Origin of the sequence: Nonomuraea sp. NPDC050786 (genome assembly GCF_040654115.1) — a bacterium.
Classification (GTDB): domain Bacteria; phylum Actinomycetota; class Actinomycetes; order Streptosporangiales; family Streptosporangiaceae; genus Nonomuraea.
Genome location: NZ_JBFAHJ010000016.1, coordinates 191,688 through 213,533, shown reverse-complemented (window position 1 = coordinate 213,533; position 21,846 = coordinate 191,688). Strand labels below are relative to the sequence as shown.

22 protein-coding genes are annotated in these 21,846 nt (G+C 71.5%); 16 read left to right on the top strand and 6 right to left on the bottom strand.

Annotated elements, in window-relative coordinates:
* Positions 1–60: 60 nt before the first annotated feature.
* From AB0H84_RS27830 to AB0H84_RS27775, 12 genes are all read left to right on the top strand, one after another.
* Positions 61–732 carry a hypothetical protein gene (locus AB0H84_RS27830; RefSeq protein WP_357610104.1) on the top strand — a complete coding sequence of 224 codons (672 nt, stop codon included), beginning with the start codon at positions 61–63 and terminating at the stop codon, positions 730–732.
* Position 733: 1 nt separating this feature from the next.
* A complete protein-coding gene (locus AB0H84_RS27825) occupies positions 734–1,450 on the top strand; it encodes a hypothetical protein (RefSeq protein ID WP_357610101.1) in 717 nt (238 codons plus the stop codon).
* Complete coding sequence (locus tag AB0H84_RS27820) at positions 1,447–2,742, top strand: ATPase, T2SS/T4P/T4SS family (protein ID WP_357610099.1); 1,296 nt, start codon at positions 1,447–1,449, stop codon at positions 2,740–2,742. Before AB0H84_RS27825 ends, AB0H84_RS27820 begins: the two co-directional genes overlap by 4 nt.
* 3 nt (positions 2,743–2,745) lie before the next feature.
* Entirely contained in the window at positions 2,746–3,600 is an 855-nt protein-coding gene (locus AB0H84_RS27815; protein ID WP_357610096.1) for a type II secretion system F family protein, read from the top strand.
* A complete protein-coding gene (locus AB0H84_RS27810; protein ID WP_357610093.1) occupies positions 3,593–4,513 on the top strand; it encodes a type II secretion system protein in 921 nt (306 codons plus the stop codon). The genes AB0H84_RS27815 and AB0H84_RS27810 overlap by 8 nt, the downstream gene beginning before the upstream one ends.
* On the top strand, positions 4,513–4,740 hold the full coding sequence (locus AB0H84_RS27805) for a hypothetical protein (RefSeq protein ID WP_357610090.1): 228 nt from the start codon (positions 4,513–4,515) through the stop codon (positions 4,738–4,740). Before AB0H84_RS27810 ends, AB0H84_RS27805 begins: the two co-directional genes overlap by 1 nt.
* Positions 4,727–5,155 (top strand): TadE/TadG family type IV pilus assembly protein, encoded by a 429-nt coding sequence (locus AB0H84_RS27800; RefSeq protein ID WP_357610088.1) that lies wholly within the window; start codon positions 4,727–4,729, stop codon positions 5,153–5,155. The genes AB0H84_RS27805 and AB0H84_RS27800 overlap by 14 nt, the downstream gene beginning before the upstream one ends.
* Positions 5,152–5,547, top strand: coding sequence for a TadE/TadG family type IV pilus assembly protein (locus AB0H84_RS27795; protein ID WP_357610085.1), 396 nt, complete (start codon positions 5,152–5,154; stop codon positions 5,545–5,547). Before AB0H84_RS27800 ends, AB0H84_RS27795 begins: the two co-directional genes overlap by 4 nt.
* Entirely contained in the window at positions 5,540–5,944 is a 405-nt protein-coding gene (locus tag AB0H84_RS27790) for a flp pilus-assembly TadE/G-like family protein (RefSeq protein WP_357610082.1), read from the top strand. The genes AB0H84_RS27795 and AB0H84_RS27790 overlap by 8 nt, the downstream gene beginning before the upstream one ends.
* Before the next feature lie 83 nt (positions 5,945–6,027).
* The gene (locus tag AB0H84_RS27785; protein ID WP_357610079.1) at positions 6,028–8,724 is read left to right on the top strand and encodes a BTAD domain-containing putative transcriptional regulator; all 2,697 of its coding nucleotides are present in this window, start codon (positions 6,028–6,030) and stop codon (positions 8,722–8,724) included.
* Positions 8,721–9,320, top strand: a complete 600-nt coding sequence (locus tag AB0H84_RS27780) for a hypothetical protein (RefSeq protein ID WP_357610076.1) — start codon at positions 8,721–8,723, stop codon at positions 9,318–9,320. The genes AB0H84_RS27785 and AB0H84_RS27780 overlap by 4 nt, the downstream gene beginning before the upstream one ends.
* A complete protein-coding gene (locus AB0H84_RS27775; RefSeq protein WP_357610073.1) occupies positions 9,317–10,240 on the top strand; it encodes a hypothetical protein in 924 nt (307 codons plus the stop codon). Before AB0H84_RS27780 ends, AB0H84_RS27775 begins: the two co-directional genes overlap by 4 nt.
* Here AB0H84_RS27775 and AB0H84_RS27770 read toward each other — a convergent pair.
* Positions 10,230–10,664 carry a MarR family transcriptional regulator gene (locus AB0H84_RS27770; RefSeq protein ID WP_357610070.1) on the bottom strand — a complete coding sequence of 145 codons (435 nt, stop codon included), beginning with the start codon at positions 10,662–10,664 and terminating at the stop codon, positions 10,230–10,232. The genes AB0H84_RS27775 and AB0H84_RS27770 overlap by 11 nt on opposite strands.
* 90 nt (positions 10,665–10,754) lie before the next feature.
* Between AB0H84_RS27770 and AB0H84_RS27765 the strand changes: the two genes are divergently transcribed.
* Positions 10,755–11,909: an MFS transporter gene (locus tag AB0H84_RS27765; protein WP_357610067.1), complete on the top strand. Its 1,155-nt coding sequence runs from the start codon at positions 10,755–10,757 to the stop codon at positions 11,907–11,909.
* Here AB0H84_RS27765 and AB0H84_RS27760 read toward each other — a convergent pair.
* The 5 genes from AB0H84_RS27760 to AB0H84_RS27740 form a co-directional block, all read right to left on the bottom strand.
* On the bottom strand, positions 11,906–12,406 hold the full coding sequence (locus tag AB0H84_RS27760; protein ID WP_357610064.1) for a methylated-DNA--[protein]-cysteine S-methyltransferase: 501 nt from the start codon (positions 12,404–12,406) through the stop codon (positions 11,906–11,908). The genes AB0H84_RS27765 and AB0H84_RS27760 overlap by 4 nt on opposite strands.
* Positions 12,403–13,782 carry an Ada metal-binding domain-containing protein gene (locus AB0H84_RS27755; protein ID WP_357610061.1) on the bottom strand — a complete coding sequence of 460 codons (1,380 nt, stop codon included), beginning with the start codon at positions 13,780–13,782 and terminating at the stop codon, positions 12,403–12,405. The genes AB0H84_RS27760 and AB0H84_RS27755 overlap by 4 nt, the downstream gene beginning before the upstream one ends.
* A gap of 63 nt (positions 13,783–13,845) precedes the next feature.
* A complete protein-coding gene (locus AB0H84_RS27750) occupies positions 13,846–14,787 on the bottom strand; it encodes an NYN domain-containing protein (RefSeq protein WP_357610058.1) in 942 nt (313 codons plus the stop codon).
* Positions 14,788–14,895: 108 nt separating this feature from the next.
* Positions 14,896–15,105 carry an acyl-CoA carboxylase subunit epsilon gene (locus AB0H84_RS27745; RefSeq protein WP_357610055.1) on the bottom strand — a complete coding sequence of 70 codons (210 nt, stop codon included), beginning with the start codon at positions 15,103–15,105 and terminating at the stop codon, positions 14,896–14,898.
* A complete protein-coding gene (locus AB0H84_RS27740; RefSeq protein WP_357610051.1) occupies positions 15,102–16,691 on the bottom strand; it encodes an acyl-CoA carboxylase subunit beta in 1,590 nt (529 codons plus the stop codon). The genes AB0H84_RS27745 and AB0H84_RS27740 overlap by 4 nt, the downstream gene beginning before the upstream one ends.
* 36 nt (positions 16,692–16,727) lie before the next feature.
* Between AB0H84_RS27740 and AB0H84_RS27735 the strand changes: the two genes are divergently transcribed.
* From AB0H84_RS27735 to AB0H84_RS27725, 3 genes are all read left to right on the top strand, one after another.
* Positions 16,728–17,504: an ABC transporter ATP-binding protein gene (locus AB0H84_RS27735; RefSeq protein ID WP_357610048.1), complete on the top strand. Its 777-nt coding sequence runs from the start codon at positions 16,728–16,730 to the stop codon at positions 17,502–17,504.
* Entirely contained in the window at positions 17,501–19,060 is a 1,560-nt protein-coding gene (locus tag AB0H84_RS27730) for a hypothetical protein (protein WP_357610045.1), read from the top strand. The genes AB0H84_RS27735 and AB0H84_RS27730 overlap by 4 nt, the downstream gene beginning before the upstream one ends.
* 65 nt (positions 19,061–19,125) lie before the next feature.
* Positions 19,126–21,747 carry a phosphoenolpyruvate carboxylase gene (locus tag AB0H84_RS27725; protein WP_357610042.1) on the top strand — a complete coding sequence of 874 codons (2,622 nt, stop codon included), beginning with the start codon at positions 19,126–19,128 and terminating at the stop codon, positions 21,745–21,747.
* Positions 21,748–21,846 lie beyond the last annotated feature (99 nt).

The following is a 21,846-nucleotide window of genomic DNA, read 5'->3' as shown; positions in this document are numbered from 1 at the left end:
GCACGTCCGGCCCCACATAATGGCGGGGAATTCCACCATTCAATTGGGAGCCCCCCACCCATGAGGACCAGTGAAAAGCCTGCCGTCAACGCGGCGGCGGGGTTGTCCGGCCCGGCCTCGCGCAAGCTCCCCGTGCCCCCTCGAGAACGCAAGCCGGCCCTGGCGGCCCTGGCCGTTCTCCTCATACTCGGCGGCGCGCTGGCCACGACGCTGCTCGTGCTGCGCAGTGGCGACCGGGTCTCCGCGATCCGCGTCACCCAGCAGGTCGGCGCAGGTCAGAAGTTCACCGAGCAGGCCCTCGAAGAAGTCAAGATCGCGGCGGACAGCGGCGTCGACTACGTGAGCTGGTCGCAGCGCGACCTCGTGACCAAGAGCTTCGCGACCGTCACGATCCTCCCCGGCACCCTGCTGACGAACAAGATGGGCGTCAGGACGAGCACCGAGCTGGGCGAGGGAAAGGCCACCGTCGGATTGTCTCTCAAGCCGGGGCAAATGCCTGCGGAAGTGCAGCCGGGCGACCGCGTCCAGGTGATATACGTGCCAAGCCGTTCCGGTCAGGGACAAACACGCGTACTCGCCGAAAGCGCGCTCGTCTTCTCGGTCGGCGACAAGTCCCGGACGGGAAATTCCGGTCAGATCACCGTGGTCGTGGATGCGACGGCGTCGCCGGAAATGGTGGCGTTCGCCTCCAGCGGGGAGATCGCGGTGGCCGAGCTACCGGGGGCACGCTGACGTGGCCCTGATCGTACTGGCCGCCGACAAGGGCGCGCCGGGTGTGACCACTGCGGCGACGGCCCTGGCGGCGGTGTGGCCGCGTCCCGTGCTGCTGGCCGAATGCGACCCGGCGGGCGGCGACATCGCCTACCGGCTCCCGGCCGTGGACGGCGGCGTGCTCAACCCCGGCAAGGGGCTCCTCACGCTCGGCGCCACGGCGCGGCGCGGGCTCGAGCCCGCCCAGATCCACCAGCACACCCAGAAGATCGTCGGAGGGCTCGACGTGCTGGTCGGGCTGACCCACGGCGAGCAGGCCGCCGGGCTGACCTGGCTGTGGGGGCCTCTGGGCAGGTCGCTCGCCGCCATCCCGGACGCCGACGTGATCGCCGACTGCGGCCGGCTCGGCGCGTACCCGCAGCTCGGCGACCTGATCGCCGAGGCCGAGCAGGTCGTGCTGCTCACCAGGGCCACCCTCGACCACGTCGCCCACCTGCGCGAACGCCTCCAGATCACCAAGGCGCACGGCGTCGCCGTGATCGCCGACCCGCGTAACTACCGCGCCTCCATCGAGGACGTACGCAGGATCGTCGGCCCGGTGGTCCCGTACGTGTACGGCCTGGCGCACGACCCCAAGGGCGCCGAGCTGCTGCGCGGCCAGTGGGGCGGCCGCCTCGACCGCTCGCTCCTCATCCGTACGGCACGCGACCTGGCGACGAGGCTGGTGAGCCACCGATGATCGACCACTCACTCGTCAAGCGCTTCCGCCAGGAGGTCGGCGACCGCCTGGCCCACCAGCGCCGGCTCGACCAGGCCAACGGCCTGCCCCCGATGACGGGGGAGGACGAGCGCCAGTTCGCCAGGGCGCTGATCTCCCGGGTGCTCGAGGAGCACGCCCGCAACGAGATCGGCCTCGGCCGCACGCCGCCCACGGTCGAGGAGGAAGAGGCGCTCGCCGCCGGCATCCACGCCGCGCTGTTCGGCGTGGGCAGGCTGCAGCCGCTGCTCGACGACCCCGAGGTCGAGAACATCGACATCAACGGCTGCGACAAGGTGTTCGTCAGCTACGCCGACGGCCAGGAGGTCATGCACGACCCGGTCGCCGAGTCCGACGACGAGCTGGTCGAGCTCATCCAGATCCTGGCGGCGTACTCGGGCCTGTCGAGCAGGCCGTTCGACACCGCCAACCCGCAGCTCGACCTGCGCCTGCCCGACGGCTCCAGGCTGAGCGCCGTCATGGACGTCACCGTCAGGCCGGCGGTCTCGATCCGCCGCGCCCGCCTCGGCAAGGTCTTCCTGTCCGACTTAGCAGGCAACGGCACGATAAGTCGGGACATAGCGAGGTTCTTGACGGCCGCCGTCGCCGCCCGCAAGAACATCATGATCGCCGGATCCACGAACGCCGGCAAGACCACCCTGCTCCGAGCCCTGGCCAACGAGATCCCGCCCAGCGAGCGTCTCATCACCGTCGAACGCGCCCTGGAGCTGGGCCTCGACCAGTTCCCCGAGCTCCACCCCAACGTCGTCGCCTTCGAGCAGCGCCTGCCCAACTCCGAGGGCCAGGGCGAGATCTCCATGGCCGAGCTGGTCAGGCGCTCACTCCGCATGAACCCCAGCCGCGTCATCGTCGGCGAGGTCCTCGGCGACGAGATCGTCACCATGCTCAACGCGATGACCCAGGGCAACGACGGCTCCCTGTCGACCATCCACGCCAACTCCAGCATGGAGGTCTTCAACCGCATCTCCACCTACGCCCTGCAGGCCAGCGAACGCCTCCCCATCGACGCCACCCACATGCTCATCGCGGGCGCCATCGACTTCGTCGTCTTCATCGAGAAGCGCAACGACTACAACGTCGGCGGCACCCTGCGCCGCTACGTCTCCAGCATCCGCGAGGTCAACGGCGTCGACGGCCGCGTCCTGTCGAGCGAGGTGTTCGCGCCGGGCCCCGACGGCATCGCCCTCCCGCACGCCCCGGTCTCCTGCCTGGAGGAGCTCGCCGCCCACGGCTACACGCCAGGGGGGTGGTGAGCGATGGTGCTCGACCCCTTGGCGATGCTGGCCGCGGTGCTGGGCGGAGCGCTCGGCGGCGGCGGCCTGTTCCTGTTCTTCATGTCCCTGTACGGCATGCGACCCCGCCCGCCCCAGCCCAAGCGCCACCTGGTCAAGATGCTGACCACCCGCACCGCGGTGGCGGTGGTGGCCGCCGGGCTGGTCCTGATCATCACCGGCTGGCCGGTCATGGCGGCGGGCACGGTGCTGCTCGTGTTCGCCTGGCGCGGCCTTTCGGGCGGGGCCGCCGAGGAGCGCGCCGCCATGCGCCGCCTCGAAGGGCTGGCCGCCTGGACCGAGTCCCTGCGCGACACGATCGCCGGCGCGGCCGGGCTCGAGCAGGCCATCCCGTCGTCCATCAGGGCCGCCGCCCCCACGCTCAGGCCCCACCTGCGCGCCATGATCGACCGGCTGCACACCAGGATGGCGCTCCCCGAGGCCCTGGCGCTGTTCGCGGACGAGCTCGACGACCCCTCGGCCGACCTCGTGGTGGCCGCGCTCATCCTCAACTCCCGCCTGCGCGGCCCGGGGCTGCGCGACGTGCTGGGCGCGCTGGCCGTCTCGGCCCGCGAGGAGCTCGACATGCGCCGCCGCGTCGAGGCCGAACGCCGCGCGACCAGGCGCAGCGTCCAGATCGTGGTGATCACCGCGCTGGTCTTCGCCGGGCTCCTCATCCTGTTCAACCCCTCGTACGTGGCCGAGTACGAGGGCTTCCTCGGCCAGGCCGTCCTGGTGGTCGTCGCCGGCCTGTTCGGGGCCGGGTTCGCCTGGATGAAGCGGCTGGCCAGGTTCGACAAGCCGACGCGGCTGCTCATGGGAGGAGGCGGCAATGGTTGAGGGCGCGCTGGGCGGAGCCGTACTCGGGCTCGGCCTGTTCGTGCTGCTGAGGGCGCTCTTCCCGGCCCGCCCCGGGCTGGTGGCGCGGCTGCTGGCGCTCGACGCCGTGCGCGAGGACGCGGGCGGGCCCCGCATCCAGCTCGTGCTGCCCGAGGAGGAGGTCAGCGCGTTCCGCCGCGGCCTGGGCGAGCGGCTGGCCCGCCTGTACGGGTCCCGCGGCTGGGAGGCCAAGTCGATCAGGGCCGACCTGGCGCTGCTGGGCCGCTCGTTCGAGGCGTACCTGGCCGGCAAGGTGCTGCTGGCGGCCAGCGGCCTGCTGGCCTTCCCGCTGCTGCTCGGCTGGCTGGTGCTCATGGAGTGGGGCACCTCGCTCGCCGTCCCGTTCTGGGCCGCCGTGCTCGTCGCGGTCGTCTTCTTCTTCCTGCCCGACCTTCAGGTACGCAAGGACGCGGCGGCCAGGCGGCGCGACTTCCGCCATGTCGTCGGGGCCTTCCTCGACCTCGTCTCCATGAACCTGGCCGGCGGCCGCGGCGTCCCCGAGGCGCTCATGATGGCCGTCTCGGTCAGCGGCGAGCAGCCCAACTGGGCGATGGGCCGCATCCGCGACGCGCTCAGCGGCGCCAGGATCGTCGGCATCACCCCCTGGCAGGCCCTCGGCCAGCTCGGCGAGGAGATCAACGTCGACGAGCTGCGCGACCTGTCCGCGGCGCTGGGCCTGGTGGCCGACGACGGCGCCAAAGTACGCGCGTCGCTGACGGCCAGGGCGGCCACGCTGCGCCGCCGCGAGCTGGCGGAGATCGAGGGCAGGGCCGGCGAGCGGTCGCAGTCGATGCTCGTCGCCCAGCTCCTGCTCTGCGCCGGTTTCGTGATTTTTCTCAGTTTTCCCGCCGCAATGAAGATGTTGGGGTCCTGATGAACCATCCCTGGATCGTGTATCTGACCGCGTACCTGAGCGTGCGCATCCACCGCGCCCGCACCGCCCCCACCCGCGGCGCCTCCGCCGTCGAATGGGTGATCATCACCGCCATCATCGCCGGTGTCGCGCTGGGCCTGGCCACGTTGATCAAGACGCTGGTCGAGCAGAAGCAGAGCGAGATCCAGGGCAACTTCGGCGGTGGTGGCGGCGGTGGCAACCCGTAAAAGGGGCGAGCGGGGTGCGACGGTGATCGAGCTGGCCATCCTCATGCCGGTCATCCTGGCGGTCGCGCTGCTCATCGTGCAGGTCGCGCTCTGGTTCCACGCCCGCCAGGTCGCGGAGGCGGCCGCTCAGGAGGGCGCGCGCGTGGCCAGGGCGGCGCCGTTCGACTCGGGTGACTGGCCGGGGCAGGCCACCGCGAAAGCCACCGACATCATCCAGGCCGTCGGCCCGAAGCTGCTCCAGGGCGCCACGGCCACGACGTCCGAGAAGGAGCCCGACGAGCGCTTCGTCACGGTGACCGGCAGCGCCGTACAGGTCATCCCGCTCCTGCCGCAGCTGACGTTCACGATCACCGCCACCGCGGGCGGGCCCGTCGAGTGCTTCCGCCCCGACAACGGCGGCGAGGACTGCTCGTGAGCGGGGGAGAGCGCGGCTCGATGGCCGTGGAGACCGTGATGCTGGCCCCGGTCTTCCTGCTCTTCCTCATGTTCCTGGCCGGGGCCGGGGTGCTGGTGGAGTCGCAGGGCCGGGTCAACGGGGCGGCCAGGGACGCGGCCCGCGCCGCGTCGGTGCAGCGCTCGTTCGGCGAAGCGGAGGCCGCCGCCAAGGCCATCGCCGACAGCACGCTGACCGGGCCTTGCGGGTCGCCGTCGGTGTCGCTGGACGGCTCCGCATGGGAGCAGGGCGGCCAGGTCCAGGCCGAGGTGAGCTGCGAGCTGGACCTCGGGTTCCTGGGGTTCGGCGGCGCCAAGCGGATGACCGGCACGGCGGTGGTGCCGATCGAGCAGTTCAGGAGGGTCGATGAATGAGCGGGGGTCGATGTCGGTCTTCACCGTGCTCTTCTCCGTCGTCGTGTTCCTGCTGGCGGGACTGCTCGTGGACGGCGGCGCGGCGATCAACGCCCGGCTGCGCGCCGCCGACGTGGCCGAGCAGGCCGCGCGGGCCGGCGCCGACCAGATCGACGTCGACCACTTGCGCGCCACCGGGCAGACCCGGCTGCTCGGCGAGGACCAGGTGTGCGCCAGGGCCGACGAGATCGTCGCGGCGCAGGGCGGCGACGACGTGACCCGGGGCCAGTGCACCGTGGGCCAGGCGCAGGTGACGGTCACCGTGTCGGTGAAGTGGCAGGCGTTCTTCCTGGGCGCGATCGGGTTCCCCGGCTCGGAGATGACCGCCCAGGCGGTCGCCGCGCCCGAAGCGAGATAGACCGACCAGATAGACCGAATCGCATCACTCGATGGATCGGCGGACGTACCAGGCACGACGCTGGACGACGGAAGGGAGAGACGATGGCGACGCGAGAGCCGGCGCGTCCGCACGGACGTCACAAGCCCGTGCGCGTCAAGGCCAGGCGCAGCGCGGGTGACGTGCTCGCCGGGATCGTGTCGCTGATCGTGCTGGTCGCGCTCGTGGGCGGCGTGCCGTACGCGCTGCTCACCTTCGTCGGCCCGCCGATCGCGCCCGAGCTGCTCGACCTCGACCTGCTCACCAGCCGCGTCGGCCCGAGCACGATCGTGGCCGTGCTGGTGCTGCTGGTGTGGCTGGCCTGGTTCCAGCTCTTCGTGTGCGTCGTGGTCGAGGTGTACGCCGGGGTCCGCAGGGTCGGCATGCCCGCCCGCGTGCCGCTCTCGGGCGGGACGCAGGCGCTGGCCAACAAGCTCGTCGGCGCCGTGCTGCTGCTGTTCACGACCGGGGCGATGATCGCGCCGCTGGTCAAGCTGGCGCCGACCCCGGCCGCGCCGCCCGTGACGGCGGTCGCGTACTCGGCGCCGATCGTCGAGAAGACGCTCGAGACGAACAAGACCAAGAAGGTGTACGTGGTGCAGCCCCCGCACGGCCGGCACCACGAGAGCTTGTGGGAGATCGCCGAGAAGTGCCTAGGGGACGGCCGCCGATATCCCGAGATCTACCGGCTCAACCAGGCGAAGGAGCAGCCGGACGGCAGCCGCCTGCGCATGGCCGACCTGATCAGGCCCGGCTGGGTGCTCGACATGCCGGACGACGCCAGGCACGTCCACATCGTCCCCGCCGACCAGCCCCGCGCGGAGACGCTGCGCGAGCATCCCGGCAGAGCGCACGTGGACCGGCACCTCGAGCACGGCTCGAAGAGCGACCACGTCGAGAAGAAGACCGAGAAGAAGACCGAGGCCAGGCACCGCCAGCCGGAGCAGCGGGCCGATCAGCAGCCCATCGTCATCCAGGAGAGCCAGGCCGACCTCACCGACTACCTCGCCTCGGCCTCGCTGGCCGCCGCCGGCCTGCTGCTGGTGCTGGCCAGGCGGCGGCGCGAGCAGCTCTGGCGCAGGGTGTTCGGCCGCCGGATCGTCCGCCCGCGCGACGACGCCGCCCAGGCCGAGGTCGCGCTCCGGCTGGGCGGCGACGCGCCGGGCGCCCGCATCCTCGACATCGGCCTGCGGCTGCTCGGCGCCGAGCTGGCCGCCCAGAACCGCACCCCGCCCACCGTGTACGGGGCACACCTGTCGGCACGCACCCTCGACCTGTGGATCCATCCGCCGGACGACAACCCGCCCGCGCCCTGGACGACCCAGGACGGCGGCCAGGTCTGGCGGCTGCCGGCCCACGAGGGCCGTTTGCTGGAGGACCAGCCAGGAGGGGCACCGTACCCCGGGCTGGTCTCCATCGGCACGGACGCGAGCGGGCGCGTGCTGATCGACCTGGAGGCCGCGCAGGGCCTGATCAACGTGCGCGGCCCGCAGACCACCGCCGCGCTGGCCGCGCTCGCCGTCGAGCTGGCCACGAACCGCTGGTCCGACCGCATGCGCGTCACTCTCGTGGGCTTCGGCGCGGAGCTGACCGCCATCGCGCCCGACCGGATCAGGGCCGTGGGCGGCCTGGCCGAGGTGCTGCCCGAACTGGAGGCGAGCGCGGCACCGCGCAGGGAGGTGCTGACCGGGCGCATCTCCGGCAGCCCGCGCGACGCCCACTACCTGCTGTCGGCGGTGGCGCCCACGCACGAGGAGGCCAGGCGCCTCGCGCTGCTGGCCCGCAGGGACACCGCCGGGTACGTCCTGGCGGGCGACGTGCCGCACGCCACCTGGACGCTGGAGATCGGCGACGACGGCCGGGCCAGGATCGCGGAGCTCGGCTTCGACGTGCAGGCCCAGCTTCTGCCGCGCCGCCACTACCAGGCGCTGGTCGACCTCTTCCGCACGGCCGACCGGGTCGACGGCGAGCCCGTCCCCGAGCCGGAGCCGCTGGAAGGGCTGCACCCGCCCGCCGTCGAGATCAGGATTCTCGGCCCCATCCAGGTCACGGGCCTGCGGCCGCTGGAGGAAGGCCGGATGGCGCTGGCCACCGAGCTGCTGGTCTACCTGGCCACCCATCCCGGCGGCGTGCATCCCTCGGTGCTCGGCGGGGTGCTGTGGCCGCGCGGCGTGCAGGCCATGGTCAGGGACGCCACGATCGCCAGGGTCGCCGAATGGCTGGGCCCCGACCACCTGCTCACCGACGAGGCCGGCCGGCTCAGCCTGGGGCCCGAGGTGCGTACGGACTGGGCGCTCTTCCGCGAGCTCGTACGCCGCTCGCACGGCGACCAGACGGCCAGGGCCGTGCTGCTGGAGAAGGCGCTCGGCCTGGTCAGGGGCCCGCTGCTGACCGGCCGCCAGCCGGGCAGGTACGCCTGGCTGGCGGCCGAGGACCTGGAGTACGACGTGGCCGCCGAGGTGGCCGACGCGGCGCACCGGCTCTGCGAGCTCAGGCTCGCGCACGGCCAGCCGGACGCCGCGGTGGCGGCCGTGCGCGCGGCGCTGCTGCTGGCGGCCGACGACGAGGGCCTCTGGCGCGACCTGCTGCGGGCCACGCACGCGACCGAGGACGTCGTACGGCTGCGTGCCGTCGTCGAGGGGCTGACCCGCAGGGCGGCCTCGCACCCGTACGGCGGCGGGATGGCCCCGGAGACCGAGGCCTTGATCGAGGAACTGCTGCCCACGTGGCGCATCCATGTGGTGAGGGAGTCATCGGCATGAGACGAGTCCTGGTGCTCTTGGCGATCGTCCTGGCCGGCTGCGGGCAGGCCGAGCGTCCGTACACGCCCGCTCCGGTGCCGAGACCCTCAGCGCAAGCTCCGGAGAGTGCGGACCCGGCGGAGAAGGCGCTGCCGTCCGGCCCCCAGACCATCGCCATCGGCGAGGGCCTGCGCGTGCGGGTGGAGTGGCCCGCGGACCCCGACCCGCTGCTGAAGGTCATGGTCGACCAGTACGTGGGCACCCGCAAGGCCGTTGTGGAGGGCACCCGCGGTTACAAGCGCGATCTCGAGATCAACGCCGAGGAGCAGGCGACGGAGTGGGTGAACCAGCTCGTCGACCAGGAACGCTCGCTGCGGGGGACGAGCCGGCTCTACAAGCTGCGCGTCAGCGCGCAGATGGGGAAGGGCGCCCAGGTCAACGCGTGCGTGGACGAGTCGGGGGTGCGGATGATCTCTTCCCGCACCGGCAAGGCCGTCGCCCCTCAACCCGATTGGCTGCGCACCCCCTACAGCCAGAGCGTGGTCGCTCACCGTGGTGACGACGGGGTGTGGCGCATCAGGTCCTACATCACCTCCACAGAGAGATGCACCCGATGAAACCTTTGATCGCGATACTCCTCGCGGTGCCGCTGATGCTCTTTCCGACAGACCCTCCCAAGGTCGACGTCGATGCGGGTGGATCCGGCCCGACCAGGTTCGTGAACCTGGAGGCCAGCCGCATCACCATCACCGGTGACGGTGCCCGGGGCGGCAGGGGGGACGGCTATCGCATTCCGCGCCCCTGCTGGTACGAGCCCAGCCTGAACGCCGAGGAGATGTTCCGCCTGCACACCGAGGGCCGCGACCCCGCCAACCGGGCGCGCATCGACGAGGAGAGCTTCCGGGCCTTCATCCAGCAGTTCAAGGACAAGCTCGGCAAGCCGGGCCGGTGGTGGGTGCCCGCGTACAACAAGGCCGATCCGAACGGCGCCGCCTGCTGGGGCGGCCTCGAGCTGTTCGTCTTCGTGCCGCCGAACGTCACGCCCCCGTCCGGGATCACGATCGAGCAGCTGGCGCAGATCGCCAGGGCCGCGCTGACCGTCCCGGAGCCCACCGTCAAGCTGAACCCCGACGCCAAGAGCTTCGTCAACCTCCCGACCTATGTCTGGCTGGAGAACGTCGGCCGGCCGCGCCGCACGGTCACCGCGTCGATCCCCGGCGTCATGAGCGTGACCCTGGTGGCCACGCTGCAGGACATCAAGATCGACGCTGGTACGGGCGCGGACCGGGCCGAGGTGCGCGAGGACGGCTGCGGGCCCTCGGGGAAGCCGTACGTCAAGGGCGCGGAGTTCACCTGCGGCGTGCGTTACCTGCGCTCGTCGATCGATCAGCCGCGCGAGAAGTACACGCTCACCGTCACCACCGTCTGGCCGGTCCAGGCGGCCGGCGACGTGGTGCCGTTCCAGTTCGCGCCCGTGCAGGTCGGCGCCACCCGGGACGTGCCGGTCGGCGAGATCCAGAGCAACGTCAAGCCCTGACCACCGAGACCAGCGGGGCCAGCTCGGGCTGCTCGGCCGCCTCGTCCAGCACCTCCTTGAGCACGGCGTCGTGCGTGGGACCGGCCCGGCCGAGGAGCTCGAACCCGGCCTGCGTGACCTCCGAGTAGATGCCCCGCCTGTCGTCCTCGCACAGGTAGCGCCTGAGCAGGCCGCGGTTCTCCAGCCTGGTGACCAGCCGGGTCGTGGCGCTCTGGCTGAGCACGACGGCGCGGGCGAGCTGCTGCATGCGCATGTGCCAGCCGTCCTGCCTGGCCAGCGCGTCCAGCACGGTGTACTCGCTCACACTCAGCTCGTGCTCCTTCTGGAGCGCTTTCTCCAGCCTGTCCTCGATTTTCGCGTGCAGCGCCGCGAGGGTGCGCCAGCCCTGGGCGCGCGCCTCCACGGCGTCATCGGCTAGGGGCATGTGACAACCTCCTCGGCATCCTTGTATGGTCACTTAGTCGGCGTGTGCAAATAATGTCCACGCTCACTAACGTCGTCTGAGGAGTAGTCTATGCCTCTCGCCCTGTTCGCCCTCGCGATCAGCGCCTTCGGCATCGGGACCACGGAGTTCATCATCAACGGGCTGCTGCCCGAGGTGGCGGCCGACTTCGGCGTGACCATCCCGGCCGCCGGACTGCTCGTGTCCGGATACGCCCTGGGCGTGGCGCTCGGCGGGCCGCCGCTGACCATGCTCGGCGCGCGGTTGTCGCGCAAGACCATGCTGCTGTCGCTGATGGTGCTGTTCATCGTGGGGAACCTGCTGTCGGCGCTGGCGCCCTCGTATGCGGTGCTGATGATCGGGCGCTTCCTGTCGGCCTTCGCGCACGGCGCGTACTTCGGGATCGGCTCGGTGGTCGCCGCCGACCTGGTGGCGCCGCAGAAGCGGGCCAGCGCCATCGCCCTGATGTTCACCGGCCTGACGCTCGCGAACGTTCTGGGCGTGCCCCTGGGGACCTGGATCGGTCAGGCGTTCGGCTGGCGGGCCACGTTCTGGGTCGTGGTCGCCATCGGCGTGGCCGGCCTCGCCGGCGTCGTGGCGCTCGTGCCCCGACAGCCGCGCCCGTCCGGCGGCGTCCTGCGGGAGCTGTCGACGTTCCGCAAGCCCGGCGTCTGGCTGGCCCTGGCGATGACCGTCTTCGGCTTCGCGCCGGTCTTCGCCGTCATCACGTTCATCGCGCCCATCATGACCGGCGTGGGCGGCTTCTCGCCCGGAGCCGTGCCCGTGGTCATGGCCCTGTTCGGGGTCGGCCTGGTCGTGGGCAACCTGGTCGGCGGCAAGCTGGCGGACCGCGCGGTCATGCCGAGCATCTACGGCTCGGTCGCCCTGCTCACCTTCCTGGCCGTGGTGGTCGCCCTGGTGTCCGGGAGCCAGGCGGCCTTCGTGATCACCATCACGCTCTTCGGCGTGGCCGCCTTCGCCACGGTCCCGCCCCTGCAGACCCGCGTCCTGGACGCCGCCGCCGGGGCGCCGACCCTCGCGTCGGCGGCCAACATCGGCGCCTTCAACCTGGGCAACGCGATCGGCTCCTTCGCGGCGGGCCTCACCATCGACGCCGGCCTCGGCTACACGGCCCCCGCCTGGACCGCCGCCCTGCTGGGCCTGGTGGGACTGGCGGTGGCGGGAGCGGCAGGCCTCCAGGCCCGCCGCCTGGTGCCCGCCGCCTAGAGCGCGCCGGTTTCGTGGGCGATCAGCCACTCCTTGACCGGAACGCCGTAAAGGTACCCGCCATATCCTCCGCCGCTGGGCAGCACCCGGTGGCACGGCACGAAGGGGGCGATCAGGTTCTGGGCGCAGGCGGACCCGGCCGCGCGGGCGGCCGTCCGGGGCAGGCCGGCCCGTTCGGCGAGCTCCGCGTACGAGATGGTGGTCCCGGCCTTGACCTCGCGCAGCGCCTGGTGGAGGCGCTTGCGGGTGGGCGTGCCCGGCTGGGAGACCGGGATGGCGTCCAGAGCGTCCAGGTCCCCGCCCAGGTACGCCTGGACCGCCGAGACCGCGGGCCCGAGGCCGTCCACGACCTCCAGGCCCTCCGCCTGCAGGGCGGGCGTGAGGCGGGCGAACATCTCCTTGGGGTCGGCCGTGAAGCCGGCCGCCACCAGCACCCCCTCGCGGGACAGCAGGGAGAGCGGCCCCACCGGGGTCGGGACGAGCTGAGCAGCGATCATGATGAGCTCCAAAGATGCAGGGCGGCGTAGGCCCGCCAGGGCCGCCACCGCTCGATGTGGTCGTCGGGAATGCCCAAGCAGGCCATGCGCTTCCTGAGCACGAGGTCGCCCGCGGGCCACGCGTCCGGGTCGCGCAGCGCCCGCAGCGCGATGTAGCTGGCCGTCCACGGGCCGATGCCGGGGACTTCGAGCAGGGCCGCCACCGCCTCGGCGGGGTCCTGGCCGCCGTCCAGGTCGATGTGGCCGATCGCCAGGCGGTCGGCCAGGTGCTTGAGCGTGGCGATCCGGCGGTTCGTCAGGCCGAGGCCGGTGAGGTCGGTGTCGAGGAGCTCGGCGGGCGTGGGGAAGAGAGGGCCGGGGGCCCTGGCGACGATGCGGCTGAGGATGGTGCGGGCGCCGGCCACCGAGATCTGCTGGCCCACGACCGCGCGTACGGCCAGCTCGAAGCCGTCGAACGCCCCCGGCACCCGCAGCCCCGGACGCGCCGCCACCAGGGGTCCGAGCGAGGTCCCGCCGAGGATCTCCGCGATGGCGCCGGGGTCGGCGTCGAGGTCGAGCAGGCGGCGGCAGCGCCCCACGATGCGGGCGAGCTGCCGCGTGTCGTCCACCACCACGTCCAGGGCGATGTGGTCGCGCCGCGGTGTGAGCGTGATCGTCCCACCGGGCACGGCCCGCTCGTACGAGGTCAGGGACGCCACCTCCAGCCCGGGGATGGCACGGGCGGCGAGGAACGCGAAGACCCCCTCCACGTCGTACGGCTCCCGCCGGTGCAGCCGGAGCCGGAGCGTGGCGTCGGACACACGGGGCCCCGCCGTGGCACGCAGCTCGCTGGGCGTGAAGCCGTACGTCTCGCGCATGGTCGCGTTGAACTGCCGCACGCTCCCGAACCCCGACGCGAACGCCACCTCGGTGACCGGCAGCCCCGTCTCCGTCAGCAGCTGCTTGGCCAGCAGCAGCCGCTTCGTCCGCGCGACCGCCAGCGGCCCGACGCCCAGCTCGGCCACGAACAGGCGGTGCAGGTGCCGCTCCGTGATGTGCAACCGCTTGGCCAGTCCAGCGACGCCGTCGTCGTCGGCCGCCCCGTCGTCGATCAGCCGCAGCGCCCGGCCGACCAGGTCGCCGCGGATGTCCCAGCCTGGATCACCGGGCGAGAGCTCGGGCCGGCAGCGCTTGCACGGCCGGAACCCGGCGGCCTCGGCCGACGCCGCGTGCCGGTAGAAGCGCACGTTGCGGGAGGAGGGGGTACGGGCCGGGCAGATCGGACGGCAGTAGATGTGGGTCGTCGTCACCGCCGTGTAGAAGCGCCCGTCGAACCGGGCGTCTCTGGCTGAGACGGCCCGGTAGCAGGAGTCGAAGTCGAGCTCTAGTGGTGACATGCCTCCGACAGTATGCGCTCGCCAACGGCGCCGACTGGCGGAAATCGGACCCGTACGTGACGGCTACTTGGACGAGACGCCCACCCCCAGGTCGAACTCCCGGTAGACCCTGGCCCAGAAGCCGTCACGCAGCCACACCCGGGCCTCCGGGTACGGGCGCAGCGAGTGGCCGAGCTCCTTCTCCGCCTCGATCAGCAGCTCGGTGTCGATCACGGTCGGCAGGATCGGGCCGGGCAGCAGGTCGCGGATGTTGTCGCGGCCACGGGTGAGGATCCACTTCTGTGCCACGTGCTCGCCCACGTCCTCCACGCGCGGGCGGCTCGGCCCGAGCTTGGCCACCTGGCCGGGCTTGACGTGCGGCTTGACGGGCGCGCGCCCGGCGAAGACCTGCGCGGGCGAGGGAGCGGCGGCCGGCGGAGTGACCGGGACGGGCTGGGGAGCACGGCTGAAAAAAGGCCTCAGGAAATCAGCGGAGATCACTTCTACGGTGTCGGACTCCCACACCAGGCGCTCGGCCTGGTTGGTGCCGTAAGGCGGCTCGACGCCCCACAGGTGGATGCGGACGCCGTACGCCTGCGCCGCCTCGACCGCCGGGACCATGTCCTCGTCGCCCGCCAACAGGATCGTGTCGGTGACCGCATGATGTCTCGCCAGTGCCTCCAGATCACTCCTGATCTGCGCGTCCACGCCCTTCTGCTGGCCACGGGCGTTCAGGTTGCCAAGTCGCACCTTGACCCAGGGCAGCTGAGCGATGACACGCTGGTCGACGGTGGGCACGCGATCACGGGCTGCGTCATACCAATAGATCCGCAGAAGTTCGCCGGAAATACGTTCCTCTGCATGTTTCTGTAGACTCTGGATGAGCTCATCGGCGGCCACCCGATATTCCTTGCGCTCCTTGGCACCGAGCAGCACTTCACCCGCCGCCGCGTACAGATAACCGACATCCACCAGGACGGCGTACTTGGCTGCCACAGGATGCGGCATGAGGTCTGGGATGGCCATGTCGTCCTCCAGGCCGCGGTGTTAGTTGATCGGCCGACTATATACGCCTACTTTCTCTTAGATAGTCCCAACTCCCGGGGTCCTTGACACCCGTTTCCCAGGATCTATCTAGGGTAGTGCGCTCATCCGCCAAGCCGACTTCCCTGGGACGACAGGCTTACGCATACCTCTGGCTGGGTTTCGCCATGTTTGCCGTCGCGTTACTGGAGACTTCTCCGGTTCGGTGCGGGAGGCCCGGCGCGCCGCGAGTACGGCCACCAACGCCGCGATCTCCTCGGGCGTGGCGTCGCCCCGGATAATTCGCAGATCTGCCGTCATAGCGGGATGTTCCCGTGCTTCTTCGGCGGGAGCGTCGCCCGCTTGTTCCTGAGCGCCCGCAGCGCCCGCACAACCTGGGGCCGGGTTTCGGACGGCCGGATCACCGCGTCCACGTAGCCGCGCTCCGCCGCGATGTAGGGGTTCGCCAGCGTGTCCTCGTACTCGGTGACGAGCCGCGCGCGCTCGGCCTCGGGGTCCTCGGAGGCGGCCAGCTCGCGCCGGTAGAGGATGTTGACCGCGCCCTGTGCCCCCATGACCGCGATCTGGGCGGTCGGCCAGGCCAGGTTGACGTCCGCGCCGAGGTGCTTGGAGCCCATGACGTCGTACGCGCCGCCGTACGCCTTGCGCGTGATCACCGTGATGAGCGGCACGGTGGCCTCGGCGTAGGCGTAGAGGAGCTTGGCGCCCCGGCGGATGATTCCGTTCCATTCCTGATCGGTCCCAGGAAGGAATCCCGGCACATCCACAAAAGTCAGTATCGGAATATTAAAGGCATCACATGTTCGTATAAATCTGGCTGCCTTCTCCGATGCATTGATATCCAGACATCCCGCGAAATGCATGGGCTGGTTGGCCACGACCCCGACCGGCTGGCCGTCCACGCGGCCGTACCCCACCACGATGTTGGGCGCGAACAGCGCGTGGACCTCCAGGAACTCCCCGTCGTCCAGCACGCGCTCGATCACCCGGTGCATGTCGTACGGCTGGTTCGCCGAGTCGGGGATCAGCTCGTCGAGCTCCGGGTCGGGCTCGAGGTCGGCGGCGGCCTCGAAGACCGGGGCCTCGTCCAGGTTGTTCGACGGCAGGTACGACAGCAGCGCCTTCACGTACTCCAGCGCGTCGTGCTCGTCGGCGGCCTGGTAGTGGGCGACGCCCGACTTCGTGTTGTGCGCGTGCGCCCCGCCGAGCTCCTCGAAGGTGACCTCCTCGCCGGTCACCGTTTTGATCACGTCGGGACCCGTGATGAACATGTGGGACGTCTGGTCCACCATCACGACGAAGTCGGTCAGCGCGGGGGAGTAGACGTGCCCGCCGGCCGCGGCGCCCATGATGAGCGAGATCTGCGGGATCACGCCGGAGGCGTGCACGTTGCGCTTGAAGATCTCCGCGTAGAGGCCGAGCGCGACCACGCCCTCCTGGATGCGCGCGCCGCCGCCCTCGTTGATGCCGATGATCGGGCACCCGGTCTTGAGCGCCATGTCGAGCACTTTGACGATCTTCTCGCCGTACACCTCACCGAGCGAGCCGCCGAACACGGTCACGTCCTGGGAGAACACGCACACCTGTCGGCCGTCGACCGTGCCGTGCCCGGTGATGACGCCGTCGCCGTACGGCCGCCGCCTCTCCAGCCCGAACATCGTGGAGCGGTGCCTGGCGAACTCGTCGAACTCCACGAACGAGCCCTCGTCCAGCAGCGCGAGCACCCGCTCCCTGGCGGTCATCTTGCCCTTGGCGTGCTGCTTCTCCACCGCGGCCGCGGAGCCCGCGTGCGCGGCCTCGTCGAGGCGCCGCTCAAGGTCGGCGATTTTCCCAGCAGTGGTGTGAATATCCGGCTGTTCCGGTATCGATTCCGCAGCTGTGCTCATGCGCGCAAGATTAGTCCTCCTCCTAGAGTTGGTTCCATGACGGACGCGGTTCGCACGCAGGGGCTGTTCAAGCGGTACGGGCCGCAGGTCGCCGTGGCGGGCGTCGATCTCGTGGTCCCGGCGGGCAGTTTCGCCGGGCTCGTCGGGCCCAACGGCGCGGGCAAGACCACCACGCTCAGCATGATCACCGGGTTGCTCCGTCCCGACGGCGGCTCGGCCGCGATCGACGGGTTCGACGTGTGGCGCGACCCCGTCGAGGTCAAGACCCGCATCGGCGTGCTGCCCGAGGGTCTGCGGCTGTTCGAGCGCCTGTCGGGCCGGGAGCTGCTCCTCTACAACGGCCGGCTGCGCGGCATCCCCAAGGCCGACGTCGAGCAGCGCGCGAGCGAGCTGCTGGCCGTGATGGACCTGGACGGCGCGGCCGACAAGCTGGTCGTCGACTACTCCACCGGCATGCGCAAGAAGATCGGCCTGGCCGCCGCCCTCCTGCACAACCCGTCGGTGCTCTTCCTCGACGAGCCGTTCGAGGGCGTCGACCCCGTCAGCGCCAACACGCTCACCGACGTGCTGCGGCGGTTCACCGCGTCCGGCTCGACCGTGATCTTCTCCAGCCACGTGATGGACCTCGTCGAGCGGCTGTGCGACTGGGTGTCGGTGATGAGCGCGGGCCACATCGTGGCTCAGGGGCCGCTGGCGGACGTACGCGGCGGTCGCAGCCTCAACCAGGCGTTCCTGGAGCTGGTCGGCGGCCCGCGCGGCGCCGGCGAAGCGGGCCTGACCTGGCTCGGCGCCAAGCCGGAGGAGCACCGGTGAGCACGATCGCCCTCTTCGCCCAGCTCAAGCTCCGGTTATTGGCCGGCAACCTGCGCGGCGACGTCCAGCGCAAGCTCGGCTTCGTCTTCACCCTGATCGCCGCCACCGGCCTGGCACTGCTCGGCTTCCTCCTGATGAGCCTGCTCCGCCTGGCGGACCACGACGTCGCCGCGCAGCTCGTGATCATCGCGTTCACGATGTTCCTCATCAGCTGGATGATCGTGCCGCTGCTCGCGTTCGGCCTGGACGACACGCTCGACCCGGCGAAGCTGTCGCTGCTCCCGCTGCGTACGCGCGAGCTGGCGATCGGCCTGTTCACCGCCTCCGTGACCGGCGTCTGGCCGGCGGCCATGCTGGTCGTCACGGCGGGAGCGCTGGTCGGCCTGGCGAGCGGCGTCGGCGGCGTGCTGCTCGGGGTGCCGGCCGTGCTGCTGCAGGTCGCGCTCTGCGTGGTGACGTCACGGCTGATCACCACCTCGCTCTCCAGCGCGCTGCGCAGCCGGCGCGGCCGCGACGTGCTGGCCGTGGCCGCGCTGCTCGTGGTGGTGCTCGCGCAGCTGCCCAACCTCGTGATGAACCGGGGGCTCGGCGACCCGGCGGCGATGATGGCCGGCGTGGCGGCCGTGTTCAGGTGGACCCCGCCGGGCATGGCCGCGCACGCGATGGCGGACGGCGGCCTGGTCGGGCTGGCCGAGCTGGCGTTCGTCGCCGTGGTCGTGGTGGTGCTCGGCTGGCTGTGGATCAAGGCGCTGAGCAGGGCCCTGGTCACGCCCGACGGCTCCACTCAGGGCGCCTCCGTACGCAAGGAGAGCGGCCTGATCGACAGGCTCCTGCCGGACGGGCCGCTGGCGGCCGTGGTGACCAAGGAGCTGAAGTACATCAGGCGCGAGCCCAGGTCCCGCGTCGGCTGGTTCAGCGCGATCGTGGTGACCGCCGTGCTGGCGTTCTCGTTCACCAGGAGCGGCGGGAGCGGGGAGGGGGCGGCGATCGTGCTCACCTCCGTCGGCGCCCTGATGATCGCGTTGCAGTCGGGCAACGCGTTCGGCATCGACGGCCGCTCGCTGTGGATGAACGCCGTCGCGTTCGGCTCCGAGCGCGGCCTGGCCGTCGACCTGGCCGGGCGCCACCTGGCCAACGCGCTGATCGCCGTGCCGCTGCTCGGCGTGATCGCGGTCGCCGCCGGCCTGTTCACCGGCCATCCCGCCTCGATCGTCCCGGCGGCGCTGGCCGGATGGGGCGCGCTCGGGATCGGGCTCGGCGTCGGCTCCGTGACGAGCGTGGTGCTGCCGTACACGGTGCCCGAGCGCATGAACGCCTTCAGCGGCGCCGCGCCCGGGCAGGGCGGGCAGGCGCTCGCCTCGGCCCTGGCGGCCACGGCCGGCATCGCGCTGCTCTCGCTGCCGTTCGTGGTGGCGCTGGTGCTCGGCTGGTTCTGGGCGTGCGCGCTGGCGCCGTTCTACGGGCTGCTGGCCGAGGCACTCGGCAGGCGGCTGGCCGCCAGGCTCGGATTCGCCCGGATGCCGGAGCTGCTGGGGGCCGTTTCCCGAGGTGGTTAAGTGGTCTAGTCCAATTGGCGAGACCGGTCTACGGCTTCCCCGAACGAGTCGATACCCTTCAAAACATGATTGACCAGGGGCTCGAGCGTCGCAGCGCCGCCGTTACCGAGATGCCGGACGAGCTACGCCATGATGTGCGCCTGCTGGGCAAACTGCTCGGCCAGGTGCTCGCCGAGCAGGGCGGTGAGGACCTGCTGGCAGACGTCGAACGACTGCGCAAGGCCGTCATCGCAGCACGCAGGGGCGAGGTCTCCGCCGACGAGATCACCGCCATGGTCGAAGGATGGGAGATCGAGCGGGCGGTGGCCGTCGCCCGCGCCTTCACCTGCTATTTCCACTTGGCCAACCTCGCCGAGGAGCACTACCGCATCCGCACGCTGCGCGAGCGTGACGCCGAGGGCAAGGTGCAGCGCGAGTCGCTGGGCCAGGCCGTGCAGCAGCTGGGCCAGGAGCGCGTCACCGAGCTGCTGGAGGGCCTGGAGCTGCACCCGGTGCTCACCGCGCACCCCACCGAGGCACGCAGGCGCGCGGTCGTGACCGCCATCCAGCGCATCAGCGGCCAGCTCACCGAGTACAACACCCCGGGCCGCGGCGCCTCCGAGCGCTCCGAGAGCAGGCGCCGCCTGCTGGAGGAGATCGACCTCCTGTGGCGCACGGCCCAGCTTCGCTCGACCAAGCTCGACCCGCTCGACGAGGTACGCACGGCCATGGCGGCCTTCGACGAGACGTTGTTCCGCATGGTGCCCCAGGTCTACCGCGCGCTGGACGCCGCGCTCGACGAGCACACCGGCACCCGCCCGCCGCAGGCCAGGCCCTTCATCCGGTACGGCAGCTGGATCGGCGGCGACCGTGACGGCAACCCCAACGTCACCGCCAGGGTCACCCGCGAGACCATCCAGATCCAGTCCGAGCACGTGCTGTCGGCCCTCGAGACCGCCTGCGCGCGCATCGCCCGCACGCTGACCGCCTCCGTCCAGCTCGCCCCGCCGTCGTCCGAGCTGAAGTCGGCGCTGGCCGCGGCCGTGGACGCCTACCCAGACGTGGTCTCCGAGCTGGCCACCCGCTCGCCGCGCGAGCCGCACCGGCAGTGGCTGCTCTTCGTGGCCACGCGCATCGCCGCCACCCACCGTCGCGACCTCGACCTCGCCTACCGCTCGCCCAGCGAGCTGCTGGCCGACCTCCGCCTGGTGCAGGGGTCGCTGGCCGTCTCCGCGCCGCGGCAGGCGTACGGGGAGCTGCAGCACCTCATCTGGCAGGTGGAGACGTTCGGCTTCCACCTGGCCGAGCTGGAGGTGCGCCAGCACTCCCAGGTGCACGCGGCTGCCCTGGAGGAGGTCAGGGCCGGCGGCGAGCTGTCGGAGCGCACCGAGGAGGTGCTGGCCACGATCCGGGTGATCGCCTGGATCCAGGAGCGGTTCGGCGTCACGGCCTGCTCTCGTTACGTGGTCTCGTTCACCCGCTCGGCCGACGACGTCGCGGCCGTCTACGAGCTGGCCAGGCACGCGCTCGGCGACCGGGCTCCCGTGCTCGACGTGGTGCCGCTGTTCGAGTCGGGCCAGGACCTCGCCAACTCGCCGCTCGTGCTGACCGGCATGCTCGAGATCCCGGAGGTGCAGGCGCGGCTGGCGACCACCGGGCGGCGCATGGAGATCATGCTGGGCTACTCCGACTCGGCCAAGGAGCTCGGACCCGCGGCCGCCACGCTCCGGCTCTACGAGGCGCAGGAGGAGCTGACCGCCTGGGCGGCCAAGCACGAGGTGAAGCTCCGCATGTTCCACGGCCGCGGCGGCGCGCTCGGGCGCGGCGGCGGCCCGGCCAACCGCGCGGTGCTGGCCCAGGCGCCCGGCTCGGTCGCGGGCCGGTTCAAGGTCACCGAGCAGGGCGAGGTCATCTTCGCCCGCTACGGCCACATCGCGATCGCCCGCCGCCACATGGAGCAGGTGGCCAACGCCGTGCTGCTGGCCTCCTCGCCCACCGTCGGCGACCGTACGGCGGCCGCCGCCGAGCGCTTCCGCGGCCTGGCCGAGCAGGTGGCCACGGCGTCGGAGCAGGCCTACCGCGGGCTCACCGAGGCCGCTGGCTTTCCCGAGTGGTTCGGGCTGGTCAGCCCGCTGGAGGAGATCGGCGCGCTCCGCCTGGGCTCGCGCCCGGCGCGCCGCGGCCTCGGCGCTCCTCGCTCGCTCGACGACCTGCGGGCGATCCCGTGGGTGTTCGCGTGGGCGCAGACGCGGGTCAACCTGCCCGGCTGGTACGGCCTCGGCACCGGCCTGGCCTCGGTCGGCTCCCTCGACGAGCTGCGGGCGGCGTACGCAGAGTGGCCGCTGTTCAACGCGATGCTCGACAACGCGGAGATGTCGCTGGCCAAGACCGACCGCTCGATCGCCAAGCGCTACCTGGCGCTCGGCGGCCGGGAGGACTTCAGCCGTCAGGTGCTGGAGGAGTACGACAGGACCCGCGAGCTGGTGCTGCAGGTGACGGGCCACACGCGGCTGCTGGAGAACCGGAAGGTGCTCTCGCGCGCCGTCCAGCTCCGCGACCCGTACGTGGACGCGCTGTCGCACCTGCAGCTGCGGGCCCTTCGCGCGCTGCGCACCGGCAACCCGTCGGAGGAGGAGCGCGAGCGGCTGTCCACGCTCCTGCTGCTGTCGGTCAACGGCGTCGCGGCGGGCCTCCAGAACACCGGCTGACCCGCCCCGCCACCCCGGAGCGAGGGTGACGGCGCACCGCCACCCTCGCTCCTCCCGCCCAGGGGCCCCGGCCGAAGCGCGGTGGGCTCCGGCGCGCCG

Excerpts from the sequence above, each read along its gene's own strand:
- AB0H84_RS27725 (WP_357610042.1), top strand. The coding sequence starts at position 19,126 with ATGATTGACCAGGGGCTCGAGCGTCGCAGCGCCGCCGTTACCGAGATG.
- AB0H84_RS27820 (WP_357610099.1), top strand. The coding sequence starts at position 1,447 with ATGATCGACCACTCACTCGTCAAGCGCTTCCGCCAGGAGGTCGGCGAC.
- AB0H84_RS27830 (WP_357610104.1), top strand. The coding sequence starts at position 61 with ATGAGGACCAGTGAAAAGCCTGCCGTCAACGCGGCGGCGGGGTTGTCC.
- AB0H84_RS27765 (WP_357610067.1), top strand. The coding sequence starts at position 10,755 with ATGCCTCTCGCCCTGTTCGCCCTCGCGATCAGCGCCTTCGGCATCGGG.
- AB0H84_RS27735 (WP_357610048.1), top strand. The coding sequence starts at position 16,728 with ATGACGGACGCGGTTCGCACGCAGGGGCTGTTCAAGCGGTACGGGCCG.
- AB0H84_RS27750 (WP_357610058.1), bottom strand. The coding sequence starts at position 14,787 with ATGGCCATCCCAGACCTCATGCCGCATCCTGTGGCAGCCAAGTACGCC.
- AB0H84_RS27785 (WP_357610079.1), top strand. The coding sequence starts at position 6,028 with ATGGCGACGCGAGAGCCGGCGCGTCCGCACGGACGTCACAAGCCCGTG.
- AB0H84_RS27815 (WP_357610096.1), top strand. The coding sequence starts at position 2,746 with ATGGTGCTCGACCCCTTGGCGATGCTGGCCGCGGTGCTGGGCGGAGCG.
- AB0H84_RS27780 (WP_357610076.1), top strand. The coding sequence starts at position 8,721 with ATGAGACGAGTCCTGGTGCTCTTGGCGATCGTCCTGGCCGGCTGCGGG.
- AB0H84_RS27790 (WP_357610082.1), top strand. The coding sequence starts at position 5,540 with ATGAATGAGCGGGGGTCGATGTCGGTCTTCACCGTGCTCTTCTCCGTC.
- AB0H84_RS27755 (WP_357610061.1), bottom strand. The coding sequence starts at position 13,782 with ATGTCACCACTAGAGCTCGACTTCGACTCCTGCTACCGGGCCGTCTCA.
- AB0H84_RS27740 (WP_357610051.1), bottom strand. The coding sequence starts at position 16,691 with ATGAGCACAGCTGCGGAATCGATACCGGAACAGCCGGATATTCACACC.
- AB0H84_RS27760 (WP_357610064.1), bottom strand. The coding sequence starts at position 12,406 with ATGATCGCTGCTCAGCTCGTCCCGACCCCGGTGGGGCCGCTCTCCCTG.
- AB0H84_RS27775 (WP_357610073.1), top strand. The coding sequence starts at position 9,317 with ATGAAACCTTTGATCGCGATACTCCTCGCGGTGCCGCTGATGCTCTTT.
- AB0H84_RS27810 (WP_357610093.1), top strand. The coding sequence starts at position 3,593 with ATGGTTGAGGGCGCGCTGGGCGGAGCCGTACTCGGGCTCGGCCTGTTC.
- AB0H84_RS27745 (WP_357610055.1), bottom strand. The coding sequence starts at position 15,105 with ATGACGGCAGATCTGCGAATTATCCGGGGCGACGCCACGCCCGAGGAG.
- AB0H84_RS27805 (WP_357610090.1), top strand. The coding sequence starts at position 4,513 with ATGAACCATCCCTGGATCGTGTATCTGACCGCGTACCTGAGCGTGCGC.
- AB0H84_RS27770 (WP_357610070.1), bottom strand. The coding sequence starts at position 10,664 with ATGCCCCTAGCCGATGACGCCGTGGAGGCGCGCGCCCAGGGCTGGCGC.